The 22,887-nt window shown below is 53.7% G+C and carries 1 protein-coding gene (running past one end of the window); it reads right to left on the bottom strand.

What is annotated here, in order from left to right; translation table 11 throughout:
* Positions 1-22,887, bottom strand: partial view of a putative Ig domain-containing protein gene (locus V5T57_RS01435; RefSeq protein ID WP_332889367.1) — the 5' end (the start) only. 35,169 nt of this gene lie to the left of the window's left edge; the window shows 22,887 of its 58,056 coding nt (coding positions 1-22,887); it begins with the start codon at positions 22,885-22,887; the stop codon falls past the left edge of the window.

Genomic DNA, 22,887 nt, shown 5'->3' with positions numbered 1-22,887 from the left:
ATCCATGGCGATGGTGGTGGCATCCTCATTACCCCCGACATCTCCACTGGTCAGGGTGGGGGTGTCGGCCACGGAGGTGACGGTAAAGCTTAAGGTACCATCGGTGGTCTGGGTGTTTTGGGTGGACCCGTTGTCATCGGTGGTGGTGACGGTAATACCCACCGTAAAATTAACGTTGCTGTCTGCAGGGGCTTGGATCTGCAAGCCGCTCAGGTTGTAGGAGCCACTGCCAAGATCCGTGACGTGGCTCATATCAATGATGGCATTTTGGCTGCCATCAATAGTAATGGCGGTGCCATCACTCATCTGTAAGGCCGCGCCAGAGGGCAGGCCTGTGAGCTGAACAGCGGTGACACTCTCTGATCCATCTAAGTCTTGCAAGACAAAGCTTGAGTTAACATCAAACCAATTATCTTCCAGTCCACTACCATCCCCAGCGGTGAACGTAACCAAGTCAGCATCGGGGGTGACGGTTAGGGTGAAGCTGGTGTAGGTAGAGGCTGTATCATCGTCACTGGATGCCCCAACCACATCGGGATCATCATCGGCCACATGGCTGGTGACCCCCATGGTGAAGAGCCCGGAGATGTGGGTATCTACCGTGACCGTTAAGCTGGGTAGATCGGTGGCGGCAAAGGTCCAGCTGCCATCATTATTGTTGGTGCCCGCATTAAAGGTGACGGTATCGGGTACGCTGTCGATCACCACGGAGGTGATCGTTTCGCTACCATCTGCATCCACCAAAGAGGTGACCATATCCATGGCGATGGTGGTGGCATCTTCAAGGCCCGTCACATCATTGGTGGTCAGGTTGGGGGCGTCGGCGACCGAACCCATGTGCACAGAGATGGTACTGTCGGTGGTTTGGGTATGGGTCGTGGCATTATTATCATCGGTGGTGGTGACGGTAATACCCAAGACAAAATCGCTGTTATCATGCAGCGGTGACATGATCTGCAGGCCGTTAAGGCTGTAGCTGTTATCCCCATTATCGGTCACATAGGCCATGGGAATGGTGGCACTGGTTCCGGTAATGGTGATGGCGGTACCATCGTCCATCTGCAAGGCGCTGCCGCTGGGTAGACCGGTAATCAACACATCGCTGACGACTTCCGAGCCATCCAGATCCTGCAACACAAAGCTACTGGTAATATCTGTCCAGCTATCTTCCACACCACTGGCAGAGCCCGACGTGTAAGTGACCTCATCCCCATCTGGGTTTACGGTGAGGGTAAAGGTGTCATAGTTCGTTGTGGTGTCATCTCCACCACTATCTGGGTCACTATCCAGCAGGTGGCTGGTAACCCCCATGGTAAAGAGCCCGGAGATGTGGGTATCCACGGTTGCCGTCAGGCCGGTAAGCTCAGCTTGGCTAAAGGTCCAGGTGCCATCATTATTGTTGGTGCCTGCACTAAAGGTCACCGTGGTGGGGACAGTATCAATCACCACCGAGGTGATGCTCTCAGAACCATCGGTATCCACCACCGCGGTGGAGAGGTCCATGGCGATGGTGGTGGCATCTTCCAACCCGCTGACATCATTCGCCGTAAGGTCAGGGGTGTCAGCGTCACTGAAGACCGTAACCGTTAACGCACTGTCATCAATGACGGTATCAACGGTGTTGCCATTGTTATCGGTGGTCTCTACATGAATCCCCAACGAGAAGTTTTCGCTCAGATCCGCACTGGGCAAAATTTCCATATCTGTCAGGGTGTAGATATTAGCGGTGCTGGTTTCAACCAAATAGCTTAAGGGAACAATGGCCTCACCATTACTATCCACCGTGAGGTAGGTGTAGCTGTTGGTATCGGCATCGTCCACCATACGCAACTGCACACCATCGGGGATTGATTTATAGGTAATCCCTGTAATGGTTTCTGAACCATCGACATCAACAATCTCAAAGGTGGGCTCAGAAACAGTGACCCATATATCCTCTGTACCCGTGGCAGAGCCTGGGTCAATGGAGACACCGTCGGCACGTGGGGCGACTTCCAACGTAAAGGTGGTAGTGCCTGTGGTGGTGGTGTTATCGGCGGTGTCATCCCCATCCACATCCAGTACATGACTGGTCACGGTTAGGGTAAACAGACCTGAGGCAAAATCTCCCAAAATGGCCTGTAACCCATCCAGCTCTGTGGGATCCAGCGTCCAGCTTCCATCCTCATTGATCGCCCCTGCAGAGAGGGTGATGTTGCTGGGTAGACCCGCAATATCGATGCTGGTGATGGATTCGGTCCCATCACTATCGGTCACAGCCGTGCTGATATCCAGGGCGATGGTGGCTTCAGCTTCGTTGCCAGAGGCATTAACCCCAACGACATCTGGCGTGTCAGCCAAGGAGCCGACATCTACCACAAAGCTGGTCGTGGTGGTCTCCGTATCGCTATACACCCCACCATACTGATCGACAAAGCTGTCCAGGGTGGTCACTTCCAAAACAAGGGGGAAGTCGCTGTTGTCATTCAGCGGCGCCATGACCTGCAAGCCGCTTAGATTATAGCTGCCATCGCCTACTGTCGTCATGTATGCCGTAGAGATGGTGGCACTGCCATTGGTGATGGAAATGGCTGTGCCATCATCCATTTGCAACGCGCTGCCGGTGGGGAATCCTGTTAGGGTGATCTGATCAATGGCTTCTGATCCATCCTGATCGGGATGGGTGAATTGGATGTCCAGGTCAATCCAGCTATCTTCCAACCCACTGGCGGCGGTGGTGGTGTAGGTAATGGGCTCGGCATCTGGTGTAACGGTAAAGACAAAATCCGTACTGGTGCTGGTGGTGCTGGTTCCATCTCCGGTATCGGCATCGGTATCCAGAACATGGCTGGTGACACCGAAAGTCCACTGACCCGAATTCTGTTCCACCACCGTGGCTGTCAATCCCTCCAGTTGTGCTTGGGTTAAGGTCCAGCTTCCTGCACCATCGCTGCTGCCTGCACTCAAGGTGATGTTGCTCGGTACATCGCTGACAACAACGGAGGAGATGACCTCAGAGCCATCGACATCGGTCACCGCTGTGGAGATATCCAGGCTGATGGTGGTGGCATCCTCATTGCCGGTGATAGCAGCCGCACTTAAGGTTGGTGTATCGGCCACGGGTGAGACGGTGACATCAATGGTGCCACTGGTTACTTGCGTGCTGCTGGTGACCCCGTTGTTATCGGTGGTGGTCACATCTATGCCGATGGTGAAGTTCACATCACTATCGGCCGGGGGCTTGATCTGTAGGTTGCTCAGGGTGTAGCTACCATCACCATGGTTCACCAGATCTACCAAGTCGATAACGGCGTCTTGCGCACTGTCGATGGTGATCGAGGTGCCATCATTACGTTGCAGCGTTGCCCCATCTGGCAGGCCCGTCAGGGTGATGGCAGAGATAGACTCTGAGCCATCCAGATCTTGCAAGGTGAAGCTGGAGACCATGTCGATCCAGCTATCTTCTTGCCCTGACGCACTGCCACTGGTGAAGGTCACCTCATCGGCCACAGGGTTTACGGTCAGGGTGAAGTTGGCACTGCTGCTGGTGGTGTCATCGCCACCGCTATCACTGTCGCTATCCAACACATAGCTGGTGACGCCCATGGTAAAGGGACCGGAGAGGTCCCCCAGCACGGTAACGGTTAAACCCGCAAGATCGCTCGGTTGCAGGGTCCAACTGCCATCGTTATTCAGGGTGCCAGCATTAAAGGTGACGCTGGCGGGTACATCGTTGAAGACCAGGGAGGTGATGCTGTCAGAACCATCCACATCGGTCACAGCGGTGCTGATATCCAGAGCGATGGTGGCGGCATCTTCCAAGCCGCTCACATCAATCGGTGTCAGGCTTGGTGCGTCGGCCACCGATGAGACGGTGACATCAATGGTGCCACTGGTTACTTGCGTGCTGCTGGTGACCCCGTTGTTATCGGTGGTGGTCACATCTATGCCGATGGTGAAGTTCACATTGCTATCGGCCGGGGGCTTGATCTGTAGGTTGCTCAGGGTGTAGCTACCATCACCATGGTTCACCAGATCTACCAAGTCGATAACGGCGTCTTGCGCACTATCGATGGTGATTGAGGTGCCATCATTACGTTGCAGCGTTGCCCCATCTGGCAGGCCCGTCAGGGTGATGGCAGAGATAGACTCTGAGCCATCCAGATCTTGCAAGGTGAAGCTGGAGACCATGTCGATCCAGCTATCTTCTTGCCCTGACGCACTGCCACTGGTGAAGGTCACCTCATCGGCCACAGGGGAGGTGGTAAAGACAAAGTCGGTGCTGTTGCTGGTGGTGTCACTTCCTGTGTCGGCATCACTATCCAGCACATGGCTGACAATGGTGAAGGTCCATTGACCAGACAGGTCGGATGCAACCGTCGCGGTTAAACCCTCCAGATCACTGGCCGCCAAGGTCCAGCTACCATCCTGGTTCAGCTCGCCTGCGCTCAACGTTACCGTTGAGGGAACACCAGTGATTTCGATGGAGGTGATGGATTCAGAGCCATCAACATCCGTAACCGCACTGGCAATATCCAGGGCAATACTTGTGGCATCTTCATCCCCCGTAATATCGGCGGCGGTGAGGTTGGGGGTATCGGCAACAGGGGTGATATCCAGGGGAATGGAGATCAGTTGTTCCGAGAAGACCCCAGTATCATCCATGCTGGTGGTGGTTAGGTCCACACGCTCGCCAGCAACCTGTGCTCCACTGCCATCCCAAATACGCAGATGCATGGTTGGCGCGCCGGAAAGATCGGTGGGCAGGGCCAGGGTCACGCTGTCTGTGCTACCAACCAGCAGGGCGTTGCTTTGGGTGGGGGAACCTTCACTGCTGCTACTGCCCTCTCCAGGGGTGTAGTTGACGGTTAGGTTGCTATCTTCCAGGTAGAGGACAAAGCCGTGGAGATCGCTGTCGACATCCCCAATCACAGTGCCTTGAGCTTCCAGGTAGCTTAATACCGATGAGAGGCTAAGTGTGATGGCGCTATCTTCAGCAATGGTCTCAGCCGTGGGTGTTGCGGGGTAACTGGTTAGGGTCGGAGCATCGTTAATGCCTGTGACGGTCAGGGTAACCGTGTTGGTGACTGAGACACCTGCCGTATCCGTTACGGTGGCGGTCATCAGCACATCGCTCTGGTCGGCTGCAGTCATGGTCTGCAGCAGGCTACCTGGGGTAAAGCTCCAGGTATGGTCCCCGTTATCCACCAGGGTGCCATCAACCGCATCGTTCAAGACCAGGTTGGTGACGGTTAAAATGTCGCCCACACCAAGATCTTCATCCCCATCATTAATCAGTAACTCTTCTTGGGTGATGGTCCAGACCACATCTTCATCGGAACTGGCGGTATCATCTACCGGTGTTGGTGTATCGTTAATATCATTAACGTCTATGAAGAAGGTTTGGGTGAAGGGAAGGTTAGAACCCGCTTCACGGACCTCAACATCCACCTCATAAACATCCTGCGTTTCATGGTTAAGCACGCTGCCGGAAGCAAATTTTAACTGACCATTTTCAATGATAAAACTGTCCATATCCGGGCCGCCGGTAATGGCATAGGTCACGGTGCCAGCAACGGTACCGGTTTCACTTAGGGTGCCAACCAACAGTGGATCGGTTGTGTCGGTGTTTTCATCAACCTGCTGATTATCCAGCGCCAAAGCGGTGAACGGGGCATGGCTGTTGAGTGTGCTGAAGATAAAGTGATCCCGCGCCTCTTCCCCTCCCATCAGGGTCAGGGTGGTGCTGGTGGCACTGCCGAGATCACTCAGGTAGCTGGAAAGGGTGGTGTCACTGCCAAAGGCATCCAGGCTCTGTTCAAAATCAATGCTGACACCGCTGGCTTGGGCGATGGCTTCACTTGAAATGGTAATGCCATTGCTGCTGTCGCCATCTTCATCAATGGTTTGCAGGAAGCGCAGCACATTGATCACAGCATCATCAGAGAGCCCAATAAAATCATCAGGACCCAAAATGGAATCGACTTCAGCACTGCCCAGTACAATATCACCGATGGAGAAGGTCACAGTCTCCCCGGTTTTATAGTAGAACATACCGTCACTGCCGGTCGATCCACCCTGGCTGTCACTGCTAAAGCTGGCACCACCTACCGCGCTGTCGACAAAAATACCATCACGGATGATGTCGATATCAAAACTGTCACTGACGGTTTTTCCGCCTGTATCTGTTGCGGTGACGGTGATCTCAATCGGTTCTGCAGCTTCGTCGGTAATGCCAGAGAACTGGAGAGCTTCCGCATCAAAACTCAACCAAGTGGGTAGGTCGGAGCCATCGCTTAGAGTGGCGCTAAAGGTTAGGCTATCCCCCGCATCATCGTCGGCAAAATCACTGTAGAGGAAGGTGTAGGTGAACAGCACATTCTCTGTGGCATCCACATCTGCCAGAGCATGGACCAAATAGGGCAGCTCGTTCTCGTCGGTGACCGTTATGGTAAAGGTTTGTGCCGCAGTTAACGTACCGCTGTCGGTGGTTGTGACTTCGACGGTGTATTCGGTGATGGACTCAAAGTCCAGCTCAATATTAGCTTTGAGCTGAAGGGTGGTTCCATCCACTTCAAACAGGCCATATCCGCTGCCACCTGTAACGGCAAAGGTGTGGCTATCCACCGCATCTTCATCCACCTCCGTCACCGTGCCAATGCTGATGGGGGCGCTGGATGCACCGGGGTCACCCGACTCTGCAAGGGAGCTTCCTAGCAACGTGACATCGGTAGGGCTGTCATTCAGGTCGGCAATATCAAAGACAAACGTTTGAGACAGGGGTAGGCCAGGGTCGCCACTGTCGGTGGCTTTTAACACCACCTCCATGCTGGATTGGGCCTCAAAATCCAATACCGTATCTGCCACTAAGTAGAGATCGGTACCCCGCAGCTCAAAGTATGCGCTATCAGCACCACCACTGATCTCCAGGGTGTGGGTGTCGCCATCATCGACATCGCTAACGGTAATGCCACCCACAAACAGACCTGCGCTGGTATCCTGATTTTCATCAATGGCTTGGTCGCTGTTGGCCACGGAGATCAGGTGAGGATAGTCGTTGGCGGAGGTAACCTCAAAGGTCAGGGTCGAGGTGTTGGAGTAGGCTTCACCATCATAAGCTGTCCACTGGAAGCTGGTGGTGCCAGACCACTCGCTATCTGGGGTGAAGCTCAGTTTACTGATATCCGCTAAGGCAATGCTCTCAGGGTTTGACAGGTCAGTAATGGCGGTGCCATCAAAGTAAAGGGTCGCGTTGTCAGGTAAGGATACCAGCTTGATCAGTGTGGGGTTGGTGCCATCATCATCACTGACCAAATCGGTAAACTTGGCTTCATTAAAGCTGTAGGAGCCATCTTCAAACAGGTTCTGGCTACCATCGCTGGCAACCGGGGCATCATTGCTGTTATCGACGGTGAGCTGGAAGATATCTGAAACAGCTAAACCACCTGGGTCGGTGGCGGTCACCTTAAGCGTTACGGTGCCGACATCGGCATTAAGCGGTGTACCCGTAAAGGTGGCACTTGCGGTATCAAAGCTCATCCAGTCTGGTAGGGCTGAGCCATCCAGCTGGGTGACGCTGTAGGTTAAGGTGTCTGCATTGGGGTCGCTAAAGTAAGAGGCGACTGAAAAATCAACCGGGCTATCTTCCACAATACCGCTGGAAACATCGGTGATTTCACTCGCCAAGAGTGGTGCGAGATTGGTCTGCTCAATGTTCAGGGTGAACTGATCACTGACCGTCGCTTGGCCATCATCCGCCTGAACCACAATAATGAGTGTGGCAATATCTTCCGTTGCAGGTGTTCCAGAGAATGTCAGGGTATCGGCATTAAAACTCAGCCAGTCGGGTAGGGCGCTACCATCTTCCAAAGCCGCGGTGAAGGTTAGGGTGTCGTTACGATCGACATCACTAAAGGTCCCCGCATCCAGGGTCATGCTGTAGGCCGCATCAGTCAGCAGGGTCTCACTGGCGCCCTGGCTGGTTAGTGCGACTGAAACCACAGGGGCATCGTTCACATTGTCTGTGGTGACCGTAAAGATGTCAGAGACCTGTTTACCCCCTTGGTCCGTGGCGGTCACCTTAACACTAATAAGCCCAACATCATCATTGGTGGGGGTGCCGCTAAAGCTCTGGCTGGCTCCATCAAAACTCAACCAGCTGGGCAGATCCGTACCGTCCAGCAGGGTGGCGGTATAGGTTAGGCTGTCATCGGTGTTGGCATCACTAAAGCTGTCTGTGGCAATGGTGTAGCTAAAGCTCACATCCTGATCAATGGTTTGATCGACCAGGTTGGTGTTCAAAACCGGGGCGGTGTTAGGGTCTCTGATCTCTAGCGTCAAGGTGTCGTTAGCGGATGCGCCGTTGCTGTCGCTTACGGTAACCGTGACGGAAATGCTGCCAATATCGCTCTCAACCGGTACCCCACCAAAGGTGCCGCTGTCGCTGTCAAACGCCAGCCAGTCGGGCAGGTCACCGCCATTTTCCAGGGTTGCACTGTAGGTGAGGGTGTCATCAAGATCGACATCCTCAAAGGTGCCTGCTGGAATACCAAATTCAAAACCAGCATTGATAAAGGCGACCTGATCCGAGATCTCTGTCACCAGAGTTGGGGCGTCGTTGGTATTGGTGATGGTCAGGTTAAACGCATCCGCCTGGCTTGCACCATCGGGGTCTGTGGCTGTGACTTTAATGGTGATCGTACCAACTTCATCATTACCCGGTGAACCACTGAAGGTGCTGCCATCAAAGCTGAGCCAGCTGGGTAGCTCTGATCCATCAATAAGCGTGGCACTGTAGGTTAGGGTATCACCATCGGCGTCACTAAAGGCATCGCTGGGGATGGTGTAGCTGAAGCTATCATCTTCCAGGCTGGTTTGTGCGGCCAAGCCTTGGTCAACCTCAGGGGCGTCGTTGGGGTCGATGATCGAAAGGTTAAAGCTCTGGTTGGCAGTGGCGCCTGCTTGGTCTGTAGCTGTGACAGAAATGCTTAAGTCACCATCGTCACCGGATTGTGGAATACCGGCAAAGGTCCCGGTACTGCTATCAAAGGACAACCAACTGGGTAGGGCGCTACCATCCGCCAAAGTCGCTGTTAAGGTTAACGTGTCGTCTACATCCACATCGGTAAAGGCACCGCTGTCCAGGGCGTACTCAAAGTGGTTTTCAATCTCACCGCTGGCATTTTCAATGGCGGTGCCCACTTCAGGTGCATCGTTGGTGTTGGCGACAATGAGAACCACGTTCGAGGCGGTGCTTTTTCCACTGTCGTCGGTGGCGGTGACCTTAATGGTGATCTGGCCGACATCTTCATTGACAGGGGTGCCGCTAAAGGTATCTCCACTAAAGCTTAACCAGCTGGGTAGCGCAGAACCATCCGCCAGGGTGGCGCTGTAGGTGAGCACATCCCCATCGGCATCAAAGAAGGTGTCTGAAGGGATGCTAAAGCTAAAGCTGGCATCTTCATCGGCGGTACGTTCAACATCGCTAACCGCTGTGTTGGCCATAATGGCGGTTTCAACCACAGGCGCGGTATTGGGGTCGATGGCATCAATAATAAAGGTGCCTGAAGCGCTGCTTTCACCATCTGTTGCGGTAATGCGGATGACAATAGCACCCAGGTCGGTCTCGCTGGGTACACCGGTAAACAGGGCGGTGTCGGCATCAAAATAGAGCCAGTCTGGCAGTGCTGAACCATCGACCAAGGTCGCGCTATAGCTCAGGGTATCCGCCAAATCTGCATCGGTGAAGCTGCCATCGGGCAGGGCGAAATCAAAGCCGGTATCTTTCTCGGCATACTGGTCTTCAATCGCTTGGGCCAGGATGGGGGCATCATTGACATTGGTGACGGTAATGCTGAACAGGTCTGAGACACTCAGCCCACCGCTGTCTGTGGCGGTGAGTTTGACCTGGAAGCTCCCTTCATCCCCATCACTGGAGCTACCACTAAAAATGCCACTGGTGCTGTCAAACGTCAGCCAGCTTGGTAGGGCGTCCCCACTTTGGGTGGTGGCCGTGTAGGTTAGGGTATCGCCATCCGCGTCACTGAAGTAGTTCTGGCTAATATCCAGATAGAAGGGGTCATCCTCGGCCACGGTCTGGTTCTCAATGTCCAAAGCCAGCACAGGGGCGGTGTTGACCGCTTCCACAGTCAGGGTAAAGCTACTGTTGGCAGATGCACCGGCAGAATCCGTCGCGGTAATGGTGACCGTATAGCTACCGGCATCGCTGTTGACCGGGGCCCCAAAGAGGGTTCCGGTGTCCGCATCAAAGGTCAGCCAGCTGCTACCGCTGCTCAGGTTGGTTCCATCCGCCAAGGTTGCGCTTAAGGTCAGGGTGTCCCCAGCATCTTCATCGGAGAACAGGGCATCATCCAAATTGATAAGAAGATGTTCCCCCGAGCTGGTGGTTTGCGCATCAATGGTGCCCTGCGTGATGGGGGCATCATTGCTGTTGGCAATGTTCAACGTAAAGGTATCAACCGCTTTTTCGCCCGCCATGTCGGTGGCGATTACCTTAATGGTAATGTCCCCAACTTCATCATTGGTGGGGGTGCCGCTGAAGGTGCCGGTATCGGTATCAAAGCTCAACCAGTCAGGTAACGCGTTACCACTAAGCAAGGTGGCGCTTAAACTGAGTTCATCCCCGCCATCGCCCACATCGCTATCACTAAACGTGCCGCTGGGAATGGTGAAGGAGAAGGGGCTATCTTCCGTTGCGCTTTGATCATCCATCGCGCTGGCCAAAACCGGCGCATCATTAATATTCTCCACAGAGATGGCAAAGGTGTCACTGGCGGTGCTAAGCCCATCGCTGACGGTCACCTTAATCGAGACAGCGGTGTCTGTCTCACTCATGCTGGGGTTACCATACAGGGTGCGGGTCGAGCTGATAAAGGTGAGCCAGTCAGGAAGATCTGCACCGGAGCTCAGGGTTGCTGTATAGGTTAGCGTGTCCCCGTCCGCATCCGTAAAGGCCGTGCTATCGTAGGAGATTTCAAAGCTCTCATCGGTATAGACGGTCTGATCGGCCTTGCCGCTGATCAGCTCAGGACCATCGTTTATGTTGGCCACCTCAATGGTAAAGACATCCGCCGCGGAGAGCCCATTATCATCACTGGCTTTAACCGTTAGATAGTGGGTACCAACGGCATCATTATCCGGGGTGCCGCTAAAGGTCCGGGTTGCGGCATCAAAGCTCAGCCAGCTGGGTAGATCTGAGCCGCCCAAGCCCGTTGAACTGTAGGTGAGTGTATCGCTGGCATTGGCGTCACTAAAGGTCAGTGCAGAGATCTGGTAGCTAAAGAAGTTATCTTCAGTGGCCTCTACTTGACCAATGCGATTAATCACCTCAGGGGCCACATTGGGATCTGTCACCGTTAATACAAATTGGTCTGTGGCGGTCGCGCCTGCCAAATCAGTCGCGGTAATGACAATGTCGTAGCTGCCTGCGTTGGCACTTTCGGGGCTGCCGGTCAACAAGGCTGTGGCATCATCAAAACTTAACCATTCGGGCAGATCTGCCCCAGAGGCCAAGCTGGCGCTGTAGGTCAGGATGTCATCGGCATCTTCATCACTAAAGTAGGTGCCATCCAAATAGAGATGGATCACCTCGCCGGTTTCCAGCCCTTGGTTGGCAATGTTGGCATCCAGCGTTGGGGCGTCGTTAACGTTATTAATGGTGAGGTTAAAGGTCTCGACAGCGGTGGCACCACTGGGGTCGCTGGCGGTTACCTTGAGGAACAGGGTGCCGACATCATCATTGGTCGGGGTTCCGGTAAAGGTGTTGGAGTCACTGTCAAAGCTCAGCCAGGAGGCCCCCTGGGCCAACGCGGTGCCATCTTGCATGGTGACCGATAATGTCAGGCTGTCACCATCCACATCGCTAAAGGTATTGGTGGGAATAAGCAGCGTTAGCGCCTCATCCTCATCCGCGCTTTGGGCCCCAATTTCATTGGCCAGTATCGGGGCGCTGTTGGGGTCAATAACCTCCATCTGGAAGGTGTCGGAAACCTGTACACCTTCTTGGTCGGTGACCGTGACCTTAATGGAAAGCGTACCTTCATCACTGCTGGTGGGGTCCCCTTGGAACAGTCGGCTCTGTGCATCAAAGCTGATCCAGGTTGTGCTCAGATCGGCCCCGTTGGCCAGTGTTGCGCTGTAGGTCAGGCTATCGCCTGCATCAATGTCGTTAAACAGGTCATCGGCAAGCTGGAAGGTAAAGGCGGTGTTGATATCCGCCCGTTGATCACTAATTGCCGTCACCAGGGTAGGATCATCGTTAATGTTGCCTACATCGACCTTAAAGACATCGGAGACACTTAAGCCACTGGTATCTGTGGCGGTAACCTTAATGGTTAGGGTGCCGACATCATCATTGCTTGGTGTGCCAGAGAAGCTACGGGTGGCATCATCAAAACTCAGCCAGTCTGGCAAGGCGCTCCCATTGGTTTGGGTGGCGCTATAGGTCAGGCTGTCTCCACTGTCACTGTCGGTAAAGGCTGTGCTCTCAAACTGGTAGTCCAGCGCGGTATCTTCATCAATCGTCTGATCATCCAGATTAATGCTGACAACCGGTGCATTGTTCACCACGGTGACATCCAGCGAGAAGCTGGTCGAGATGGTGGCGCCTGCTATATCGCTCGCGGTTACTTTAAGAACCAGGTTGGCAACATCCCCACTATCTGGAGTGCCAGAGAAGGTGCGGGCATCGCTGTCAAAGGTTAGCCAATCGGGTAAGGCTGAACCATCCGCTTGGGTGGCGGTGTAGCTGAGGGTATCCCCAACATCCAAATCCCCAAACAATCCGCTGTCAAACTGAAAGAGGAAACTCTCATCACTGATGGCGGCTTGATCACTCACCTCACCGGCGACATAAGGGGTGTCGTTGCTGTTGGCCACGGTAAGAGAGAAATAATCACTGACCGCTTCACCACTGGGGTCTGTGGCGGTAACTTTAATGGTCAGGTCACCTACATCGGCATTGACTGGGGTACCTGAGAAGATCTGAGCGTCGGTATCAAAGCTCAACCAATCCGGCAGTGCGGAGCCATCAACCTGCGTGGCGGTGTAGATCAGGCTGTCACTGTTGCCATCACTAAAGGTCCCGGCAGGAATCGCAAACTCAAAGTTGCTATCTTCCGTTGCGGTCCTCTCGGCATCGGTGGCGGCGCTTTCAATGGCGGTGGCAACCTCTGGGGCAACATTTGGGTCGATGACCGAAATGGTGAAGAGGTCAGATGTGGTGGTGGTACCATCACTGGCCGTAACCCGTAGTGTATAACTGGCCTCGCTATCTGGTGTACCACTGAAGGTTCGGGTGTCCGCATCAAAAACCAGCCAACTGGGTAGGCTACTGATCCCGGTGGTGGTTACCTGTTCAACGCTGTAGGTGAGGGTATCCCCATCCGCATCGCTAAAGCTGTCACTGTCAAAGCGGTAGGAGAAGCGCGTGTTGATGTCTGTGGTTTGGTTGTCCAGATCACGGTTAACCACAGGGGCATCGTTCACTTCAGTGACGGTCAGCTGGTAGGTGACCGAGGCGCTGTCCCCCGTCGGGTCGGTGGCAGTGAGCTTAATACCTGTGGTGCCGGCATCGCCATCCCCTGGGGTGCCGCTAAGTAGGCCGGTGCTGCTATCAAAAACCAACCAGTCAGGCAGTGCGGCATCACTGGTTACCGCACTGGCGCTGTAGGTCAATGTATCGCCATCGGCATCGGTAAAGATCCCGGCTGATCCTATCAACAGGGCATAGCTTTCATCTTCCAATATGGTTAAATCAGTGACAGCGCTCTCATCAGCAACAGGTCCCTCGTTCACCGCTGTGACGGATAGGGCAAAACTACTGCTGGTGGTTGCACCTTGGCTGTCTGTGGCGGTCACCTGAACAATGAGTTGGTCGGCATCGCTATCGGCGGGGGTGCCGCTAAAGGTGGCGGTTTCCGCATCAAAGGTTAGCCAGCTGGGGAGCGCCGTTCCATCTGATTGGGCGGCGCTTAGGGTTAAGGTGTCACCGCTGTCTACATCGGTAAATTGATCGCTGGGTACCGCATATAAGAATGGGGTATCTTCCGTGGCGCTCTGAGCGGTGAACAGGCTGGCGGCAACAGGCGTATCATTGATATCCGCCACATCAAAGCTAAAGGCAATAGAGCCCGTTAAACCACTGGGATCTGTCGCTGTGACCTTAAGATTGACCGTATCAATATCACCACTTCCAGGGGTGCCGCTAAAGGTGCGGGTATCGGCATCAAAGGTCAGCCAACTGGGGAGGTCACCCCCCTCAAGGGTGTTGGCGCTATAGGTGAGGGTATCCCCTTCATCATCGGTGAAGGTGTCGGCATCAAAACGGAAACTAAAGCGACTATCCTGGGTGGCCGAGAGGTTGGTAAAGGTACTCTCATCGGCAATATAAGGGGCGCTGTTGGGGGTTGTTACCGTAATGGTAAACAGCTCAGAGACGGTATCTCCAGCTCGATCCGTTGCGGTTAAGACAACACTGGTGACCCCAGCGTCCGCCACCACGGGGTTACCGCTAAACAGGCCGGTATCTTGATCAAAAGAGAGCCAGCTGCTGGATAGGGCAGAGCCATCTGCAAGTTGTGCGGTTAGGGTAACGACATCGCCCTCATCCACATCGGTAAAGGTGTCGCTGGCCAGTTCAAAGGTAAAGCTCTCGCCACTCGCTGTGGTGTGATCAGCCAGTTCGGTGGTTAGCTCAGGGGCATCGTTGCGGTTGACCACTTCCAGGGTCGCAATTGTGCTGCCCACACTACTGCCTGTACTGTCACTGGCCACAAACTTGAGTGCAATGCTGCCAATATCATCATTGGTTGGGGTGCCGGTAAAGGTCAATGTGTCGGCATCAAAGCTCATCCAGCTGGGCAGTGCGCTGCCATCAATCTGGGTAACGCTCAAGGTGGTTGCGCTGGTGTCACTGGTGATATCGCTCAGCGATACGCTGTAGGAGAAGCTGAGATCCTCTACCGCCACAGGGTTGCCGTCTGTGGTGGTAAAAATACCATAATCGGTGCTGGTTTCCAGCCCGTCCAAAGTACCGGAAAAATGCTCCCAAGCGGCTTCACTACTAATGGTTAACGCGCTGGTTTCATTGCTTGTCGTTTTGCCGGAGCTATCTGTGGTGGTGTTGCCCACGGTGGCAACTTCCAAATAGCTGGAGAGGTTTTCGTCGCTGGCAAAGGCGGTGACCGTTTGCTCAAAATCGATGGTGATTGGGGTGCCTGTGTCGGATGTTGCAGCGTCAATGGCGGTCTGGGTGATGGTAATGCCATTTTCAGCGTTGCCATCCTCATCCAGGGTTTGCAGAAAACGCAGCATGTTGGTGACCGTATCCAGGTCACCATCACTCACAAAATCCAAAGGGGTAATGATGGAACTGGCGGTGACCGATCCGAGAACAATGTCGCCAATGGAGAAGGTGACGGTATCCCCTTCATTATAGTTAAAGTCACCACTGCTACCTGTGGTGTAAAGGGTTTGATCTTCCCCAACCTGATAGCTGATGCCAATGACTTCACTATCCACAAAGGCACCGGTGTAGGTCTCTGAGACCAGGATTTTAAAGGTATCAGAAACAGCGGCGCCAGCCAGATCGGTGGCGGTTAATTTAACGAACACGGTGCCCAGGTCATCACTGGTCGGGGTGCCGTCAAAGGTGCCGGTATCCTGATCAAAGGTGAGCCAGTCAGGCAGTGCCCCCCCTGTGATCATGTTGATAGCGGTAATGCTTAAGCTATCCCCAATATCTTCATCGGCAAACACATTGTCCGCCAACTGATAGCTGAACGTTGAACCTTGAACCGCCTCTTGGTTGGTGGTCCCTTGATCAACCGTAGGGTCATCGTTGGTCTGATCAACCGTAATGGAGAGCTGTTGTGAGGCGCTCTCTCCTGAGGGGTCCGTCGCGGTAATAACCACACTAACCGCACCAACATCCGCATTGGCAGGGGTACCGGAGAGCAGGCCGGTATCGGCATCAAAACTAAGCCAGGTTGGGAGGTTGCTGGCAGAGAGGGTTAAGCTATCACCATCGGCATCCGAAAAGGCGTCGCTGTTGATCTGGGTAAAGAACAGGCTATCTTCCGTGGCCGTTTGATCCGTGAGTGCTGTGGCAACCACCGGTGCTGTGTTGGGGGTTTGTACCGTTAAGGTAAAGCTGTCGGATGCCGTGGCACCGCTGCTATCCGTGACGGTTACTTTAATGCCACTACTGCCAATATCACTGCTGCTGGCTGTACCACTAAAGGTGATGCTGGCGGCATCAAAACTAAGCCAAGTGGGAATATCCCCCCCGGTGGCCAGGTCTGTGACGCTATAGGTTAAGCTGTCGCCACTATCCAGATCACTAAACAGAGCGCTATCCAGTGTCAGGTGGTAGGCGCTGTCATAGCTGACTAACTGGTCCGCAATGTTGCCGTCCAAGGTTGGGGCGTCATTTACATTATTGACGGTGACGGCAAACGAGGATGCGGCGGAAGCACCATCGCCATCACTGGCGCTGACTTTGACCTGATAGGTGCCAACATCGGCATTGTCAGGGGTGCCGTAGAAGGTGCGGGTGGCGCTATCAAAGCTCAGCCAAGTGGGTAGATCTGAGCCATCAATTTGGTTGGCACTGTAGGTTAACGTGTCCCCATCACTATCTGTAAATGTTGTACTGGGAACCTGGTAGACAAAGGCATTATCTTCATTCAGATCTTGGTCTGTCAGTGCCGTGGCCAGTACCGGTGCGTTGTTGGGGGCCTCCACCGTTAAGGTGAAGTTGTCTGATACTGAGCTGCCGCTGGTATCGGTTGCGGTTACCCGTACAGTTAAGGTGCCACTATCACTGCTGCTGGCGGTGCCGGTAAAGGTTTGGCTAACCGCATCAAAGGTGAGCCAAGTGGGGAGATCGGTGCCACCGGCCAGAGAGGCGCTGTAGGTTAAGCTGTCACTAACGTCACTGTCACTTAAAGAGCCAGCAGCAATACCGTATTGAAAAGGGGTGTTGTAGTCGGTGTTTTGATCTTCCAGCGCAACACTGACCACAGGGGCGTCATTGACGTTATCAATGCTGATCTCAAAGGCATCAGCCGTGCTGTTACCCCGAGGGTCGGTCACGGTGATCTTAACGGTTAAGGTGCCGACATCCTCATTGGTGGGGGTGCCGCTGAATGTACGGGTATCACTGTCAAAGGTTAACCAATCTGGCAAGCTGGCCCCGCCTTCCAGGGTGGCGCTGTAGGTTAGTGTGTCTCCGTCAATATCGTTAAAGCTGTTGGCGGCCACGGTATAGCTAAAATTACTATCTTCCGTGGCATCTTGATTTGCCAGTTCGTTGGCTACCGTCGGGGCGTCGTTGGCATCAAGAATAACAATATTAAAGCTGTCTGAGACGCTGGCGCTGGAGGTATCTGTCGCGGTTAATTTTAGGGCCAGGGTTCCTACATCACCACTACCTGGGGTGCCACTGAGGGTTAAACCCTCTGGATCAAAATTCAGCCAGCTGGGCAGATCAGAATCATCCGCCTGCTGGAGGGTGTAACTCAGGGTATCTCCACTATCCTGATCACTAAAGCTGGTACTGCTTAGCTTCAAGAAGAAGGTATCATCTTGCTCCGCATTGGCATCGGCCAGGGCGTTGTCCAGGGTGGGGGCGTCATTACTGTCGGCAATGGCCAAGGTCACGGTGTCGCTGGCTGTGGCCCCTTTGGTATCCGTAGCGGTAATGAGTATTTGCAGGCTGCCAACATCGGCATTGGCTGGTGTGCCAAAGAAGGTGCGGGTATCCCCGTCAAAGGTTAACCAACTGGGAAGTGTCGAACCATCAAGGAGTGTGGCGGTATAGGTTAAGCTGTCGCCGCTGTCACTATCATCAAAGGTTGTGCTGGAGAATGTGAAGAGATAAACACTCTCCTCCGTTGCTGTTTGATCAGCAATGGCATTTTCCAGTGTTGGTGTGGTATTGGGGGGCTCAACCGTCAGGTTAAAGATGTCTGAAACCGCACTGTTCGAACCATCTGTTGCGGTTACTTTAATGGAATAATCGGTTGAACTGCCGGTTGTGGAGACAGGAGGATCGCCCAAAAAGGTGCGGGTGTCGCTATCAAAGCTCAACCAGCTGGGTAGAGAACTACCATCCGCCAGGGTTGCGGTGTAGGTGAGGGTATCCCCATCTTCATCGCCAAAGGCATCGGTCGCCAGTTGGTAGCTGAAATAGCTCTCTTCTGTGGCCGTTTGATCGGCAATGGCGTTGTCTAGCGTTGGGGCGTCGTTGGTGTTGTCTACCTGTATGGTGAAGTTGTTACTTGAGCTTTCACCATCGGGGTCGGTGGCCGTTACCTTAACAATAATGGACCCAACATTATCATTGGTTGGGGTGCCACTGAAGGTGCGTGTTGAGCCATCAAAACTGAGCCAGGAGGGTAAGCTGCTGCCATCAAACAGGGTGGCACTATAGGTTAGCGTATCCCCATCGGCGTCATTAAAGCTGGCTTCGTCAAACTGATAGCTTAGGAAACTGTCTTCATCCAACGTTTGTTTGGTCAGTGCTGTTTGCAACGTTGGGGCGTTGTTCTGCGGGGCGATCTCTAAAAAGAAAACATCGCTGACAGATTCATTATCGCCATCTGTGGCAATAACACGAACGGGAAGGGAGCCTTCATCACTGGTGGAGGCTGTGCCGCTAAAGGTTTGGCTTTCGGCATCAAAGCTCAACCAGCTGGGTAGGGACGAGCCATCGAGCAGTTCGGCCTGATAGCTTAAGGTATCCCCACTATCGACATCACCAAAGCTACCGGTGGGGATGCTATAGGTGAAGTAGTTCAGGCTAAAGGCGGTTTGATCCTCAATGCCAACATCAACCGTGGGGGCATCGTTGGTATTACTGACCACCAAGCTGAAGAAGTCATCAATGCTCTCGCCATAGAAATCACTGGCTGTCACTTTAATGTTGATACTACTGCTGACATCGTCATTGGTTGGTTTGCCCGCAAACGTACGGGTGCCTGGATCAAAAAACAGCCAACTTGGTAGGGCAGAGTCATCAGCTAAGGTTGCGCTGTAGGTTAGGTTATCCCAGCTTTCATCCGCATCGCTAAAGGTGTTTGACGGTATTTGGAAGATATAGAGTTCATCTTCAATGGCCGTGAGCGTAGCGCTATCAACAGAGGTAGAGATAGCGTTGGCAACCTCCGGCAGCGCGTTGGGGGGGTAGATGATGAAGTAAAAATAGTCACTGGTGACCACGCCAGAGGTATCTTCAGCACTGACCTTAATACCCAGCAGGGTGTTTTCATAATCCGAGGTGGGGATGCCGCTAAAGCTGACCGTCTTAGAATCAAACACCAGCCAGTCGGGTAGGGCTGCATCATTGACCAGTGCCGCGCTGTAACTCAGGGTGTCGCCGTCAGGATCGCTAAAAGTCGCAGCGGCATCAATGGTGACATTGCTGCCGGAATAGGCGATCTGATCCTTAATGCCACTGATGATTTCCGGGGCATCATTGGTGTTGTTGACGGTAAGGATATAGGTGCCTGAGTCGTGGTCTCCCCGATCATCAGTTGCGGTCACCTTCACCGTGAAGGTGCCGACATTCTCATCCGCAGGTGTGCCGCTGAAGGTGCGGGTGTCGGCATCAAACGTCAGCCAGTCGGGTAGGGTGCTGCCATCCAGTTGGGTGGCGGTATAGCTTAGGGTGTCGTTGGTGTCATCATCAATAAAGGCGCCACTGTCAAAGGTGTAGGAGAACGCACCGTCTTCCTGAACATCGGTTTGATCTAGCAGGGTGTCCGCCACATAAGTGGGGGCATTGTTGGGTTGATCGACGATGATCTGGAAGGTGTCTGTTGCCGTTGCGCCTTCATCATCTGTTGCGGTTACCTTGATGGTCAAGGTGTCGATATCTGCCAGCTCTGGGGTACCGGTAAAGGTCTGTGTTTCACCGGTAAAGGTTAACCAGCCAGGCCAAGCCGCACCTGAAGCCAAAGCGGCGCTATAGGTTAAGTTATCCCCAAGGTCAACATCTTCAAAGCTGCCCTCTGGGATGACATATTGAAAGAGCGTGCTACCATCAGCATCGGCACTTTGATCTTCCAAATCGGTGATCAATACCGGAGCGTCGTTGACATTTTGAATGGTCAGGGAGAGGCTTTCACTGACCGATTCTTGGGCGTCGCTGGCTGTGACGGTAATGGCAAGAGTGGTGACATCATCATTGCTCGGGGTGCCACTAAAGGTGCGTGTTGCGGCATCAAAACTGAGCCAGTCAGGAAGGGTGGACCCCCCTGTAAGGGTGGCGCTATAGGTTAGGGTGTCTCCATCAGGATCGCTAAAAGTATTGGATGGGATCTGGTAAACAAAGCTGCTCTCTTCAGTGGCGGTTTGTGTGCTCAGGCCGGTACTGGTCGGAGCACTGTTCAGTGCCTCTACTGAGAGATCAAACGATGCGGTTGTCTGTTCAACCAAGCTGCTATCGGTTGCGGTAATCTTAACAGCAAAGGTGGTCTCATCCCCTGTGGGGGTACCGGTAAAGGTGCCGGTGCTGTCATCAAAGCTCAGCCAGTCGGGCAGGGGCGAACCATCACTGCGGGTAACGGTAAGGGTTAAGGTATCTCCAGCGTCGACGTCGGTAAAAAGGTCACTACCTAATGTAAAATCAAACCCCTGGTCCAGATAGGCGGTCTGGTTCTCAATGCTACCTGTGGTGGTGGGGGCGTCGTTAACATTGGTGATGGTCAACGAGAGGTTGGTAGAGGCCGACGCACCAGCATAATCGGTTGCGGTGACGGTGACGTTAAGGGTGCCAACCTCACTGTTGCTTGGTTTGCCGGAAATACTGGAAAACGTACCGGTGCTGCCATCAAAGGTGAGCCAATCGGGTAGATCATCCCCTCCACTCAGAGTTGCGGTGTAGGTTAGATCATCTTGGTCCGGGTCGCTAAAGGTGCCGTCGGGGATGGTATAGCTAAAGCTGCTATCTTCCGCGCTGCTGTATGCATCCGGCGCTAACTCAAGAATAGGGGTGCTGTTGGGGTCGTTGACATTAATGGTCAGCGTCAGGTAAGCATCGCCACCACTGGTGTTAATCGCCAGTTCACCATCGGCATCTCTGGCCGTTAGATGAATGGTATAGTCATCGGTGGTGCTGGCGCTGCCGCGTACAGGTTTGCCCAGCAGGGTTGGCTGCCCCGCCACCATGCCAAGATAAACCCAGTTGGGCAGGTCAGAGCCGTCGGCTAAGGTTGCCTCCCAGGTTAAAGTGTCGTTGGGGTCGACATCTGAAATAGCATCACTGTTGAGGCCAAGTTCAAAACTGGTCCCTAGGAAGATGGTTAACGTCTCATCCTCGGTGAGTTCATCGATGGAGGTGACGTAACTGGAATCCTCGGCACTGTCATGAACCAAAAAGAGCGACTCTTCGGTCTCAAGCTCCGGCATATCATTGGTGTTAATAATGGACATGGCAAAACGGTAACTGCCATCACTGCCAGCATTTCCCCCCGCACTGACGGTCAAGACCATGTCAATGCCGCCGCGCAACACATCATCGTTGTTGGGCATGCCGCTGAGTGTCCACTGCCCTGGCTCTTCAAGGACGACCGTAAAGCGGTCTGCCGCATCGGTCTCAATGACCAGCGCCATCTCCACATTGGCCAGCGAGTTGCCTTTTAGGTCAATGTGGTCTTCCGCCATAATGGTCTGGGTAAAGATCGCATCTTCTGTGGCTTCCAGTTCTGGCAGGTCAGCTTTCCAGGCGGGCGGTGGAATATCCGGTGTATTGGGGCGCAGCCGTGGCCCTTCATCCTCTTCATCACCAAAATCAAATAGGAAATTTAAATGGGGGATATTAAGATCCCCCAAGTGGATCATGCCCATATCATCCATGGCAATGGCGAGGCGAGCCATGTCCAGTAGGATGTTGGCGGGAATACCCTGGTTGCCTTCTTGCTCGCCCTGCTGCTGGGCATCATCTTGGTTGTCTCGGTTTTCAATACGGGTCGGCAGTTGTTGGTTGAAGCGTTGAATTAACTGCTGACTGGCCCGGAAGACGGGCTCAGGGCGTTCACCAAAGGTAACCGCAGTGGCCTGTCCGGGTTCGGTTAGAGAAACCACGCCATTACCGAAGGGATCTGCGATCTCCAAAATACCAGCTAAGTGTACAACCGTGGTTTGACCGGTTTCCGTTACCTCACCCTGTAGTTCAGAACCCCGAACAGCAATCATGGCGGCTGGGGTGCGGATGGTGGTATGGGCTTGGGCGTGTAGTTTGCCAACGCCACCCGACTGGTAGCTGAAAAAGCCCCCTAAGACGGTGGCTTTAAATTGACCTTCCCCTTGTTCAGGGTTGTAGAGCAGGCTCTCTAAGGCTGCTTGACCATGTTCACCAATTTGGAACTTACCGCCATCAATCAAGTTTAATTGAACTTGACCAGTGGTGGTGCGGATGACATCCCCAGCAAAGACAGGGTCGCCCTCTTCCACAATGCGTAATGAACCGTCAATCCCCTTAACCACCACTTTGCCGGCCAGTTGTGCAACATGGGCCACAAGCTCCAGATCTTCTTCGGCCACAAAATTGCCGCTGTCAAACATGGAGGGGCCGGCTACCAGTGAGGTGGCATGCACAGGGGGTGGCAACAACATCTGCACCATGTCGGGTAACAACGTGGTGTGCCCAGCTGCGGTTGTCAGTGTCGGGGGGGTGGTTGCAGAAAAATAACCTGTAACCGTCAGTTGAGTGCCATCAGGATGGGTGATGATCAGATCATCACCAGCCTTTTGGAAATCCCCTGCGGTCAGGTATTGGATGTTCGGTACCTGAACCGTATCCGTATCAACAAACAGGCTTATAAACTCAGCCGATTTGTTGTCTGAATGCTTAAACCAATCATTGGATGATGCGTGCTTAGCCAC

This window comes from Magnetococcus sp. PR-3 (genome assembly GCF_036689865.1).
GTDB lineage: Bacteria > Pseudomonadota > Magnetococcia > Magnetococcales > Magnetococcaceae > Magnetococcus.
This window is presented reverse-complemented; position numbering and strand designations above follow the sequence as displayed.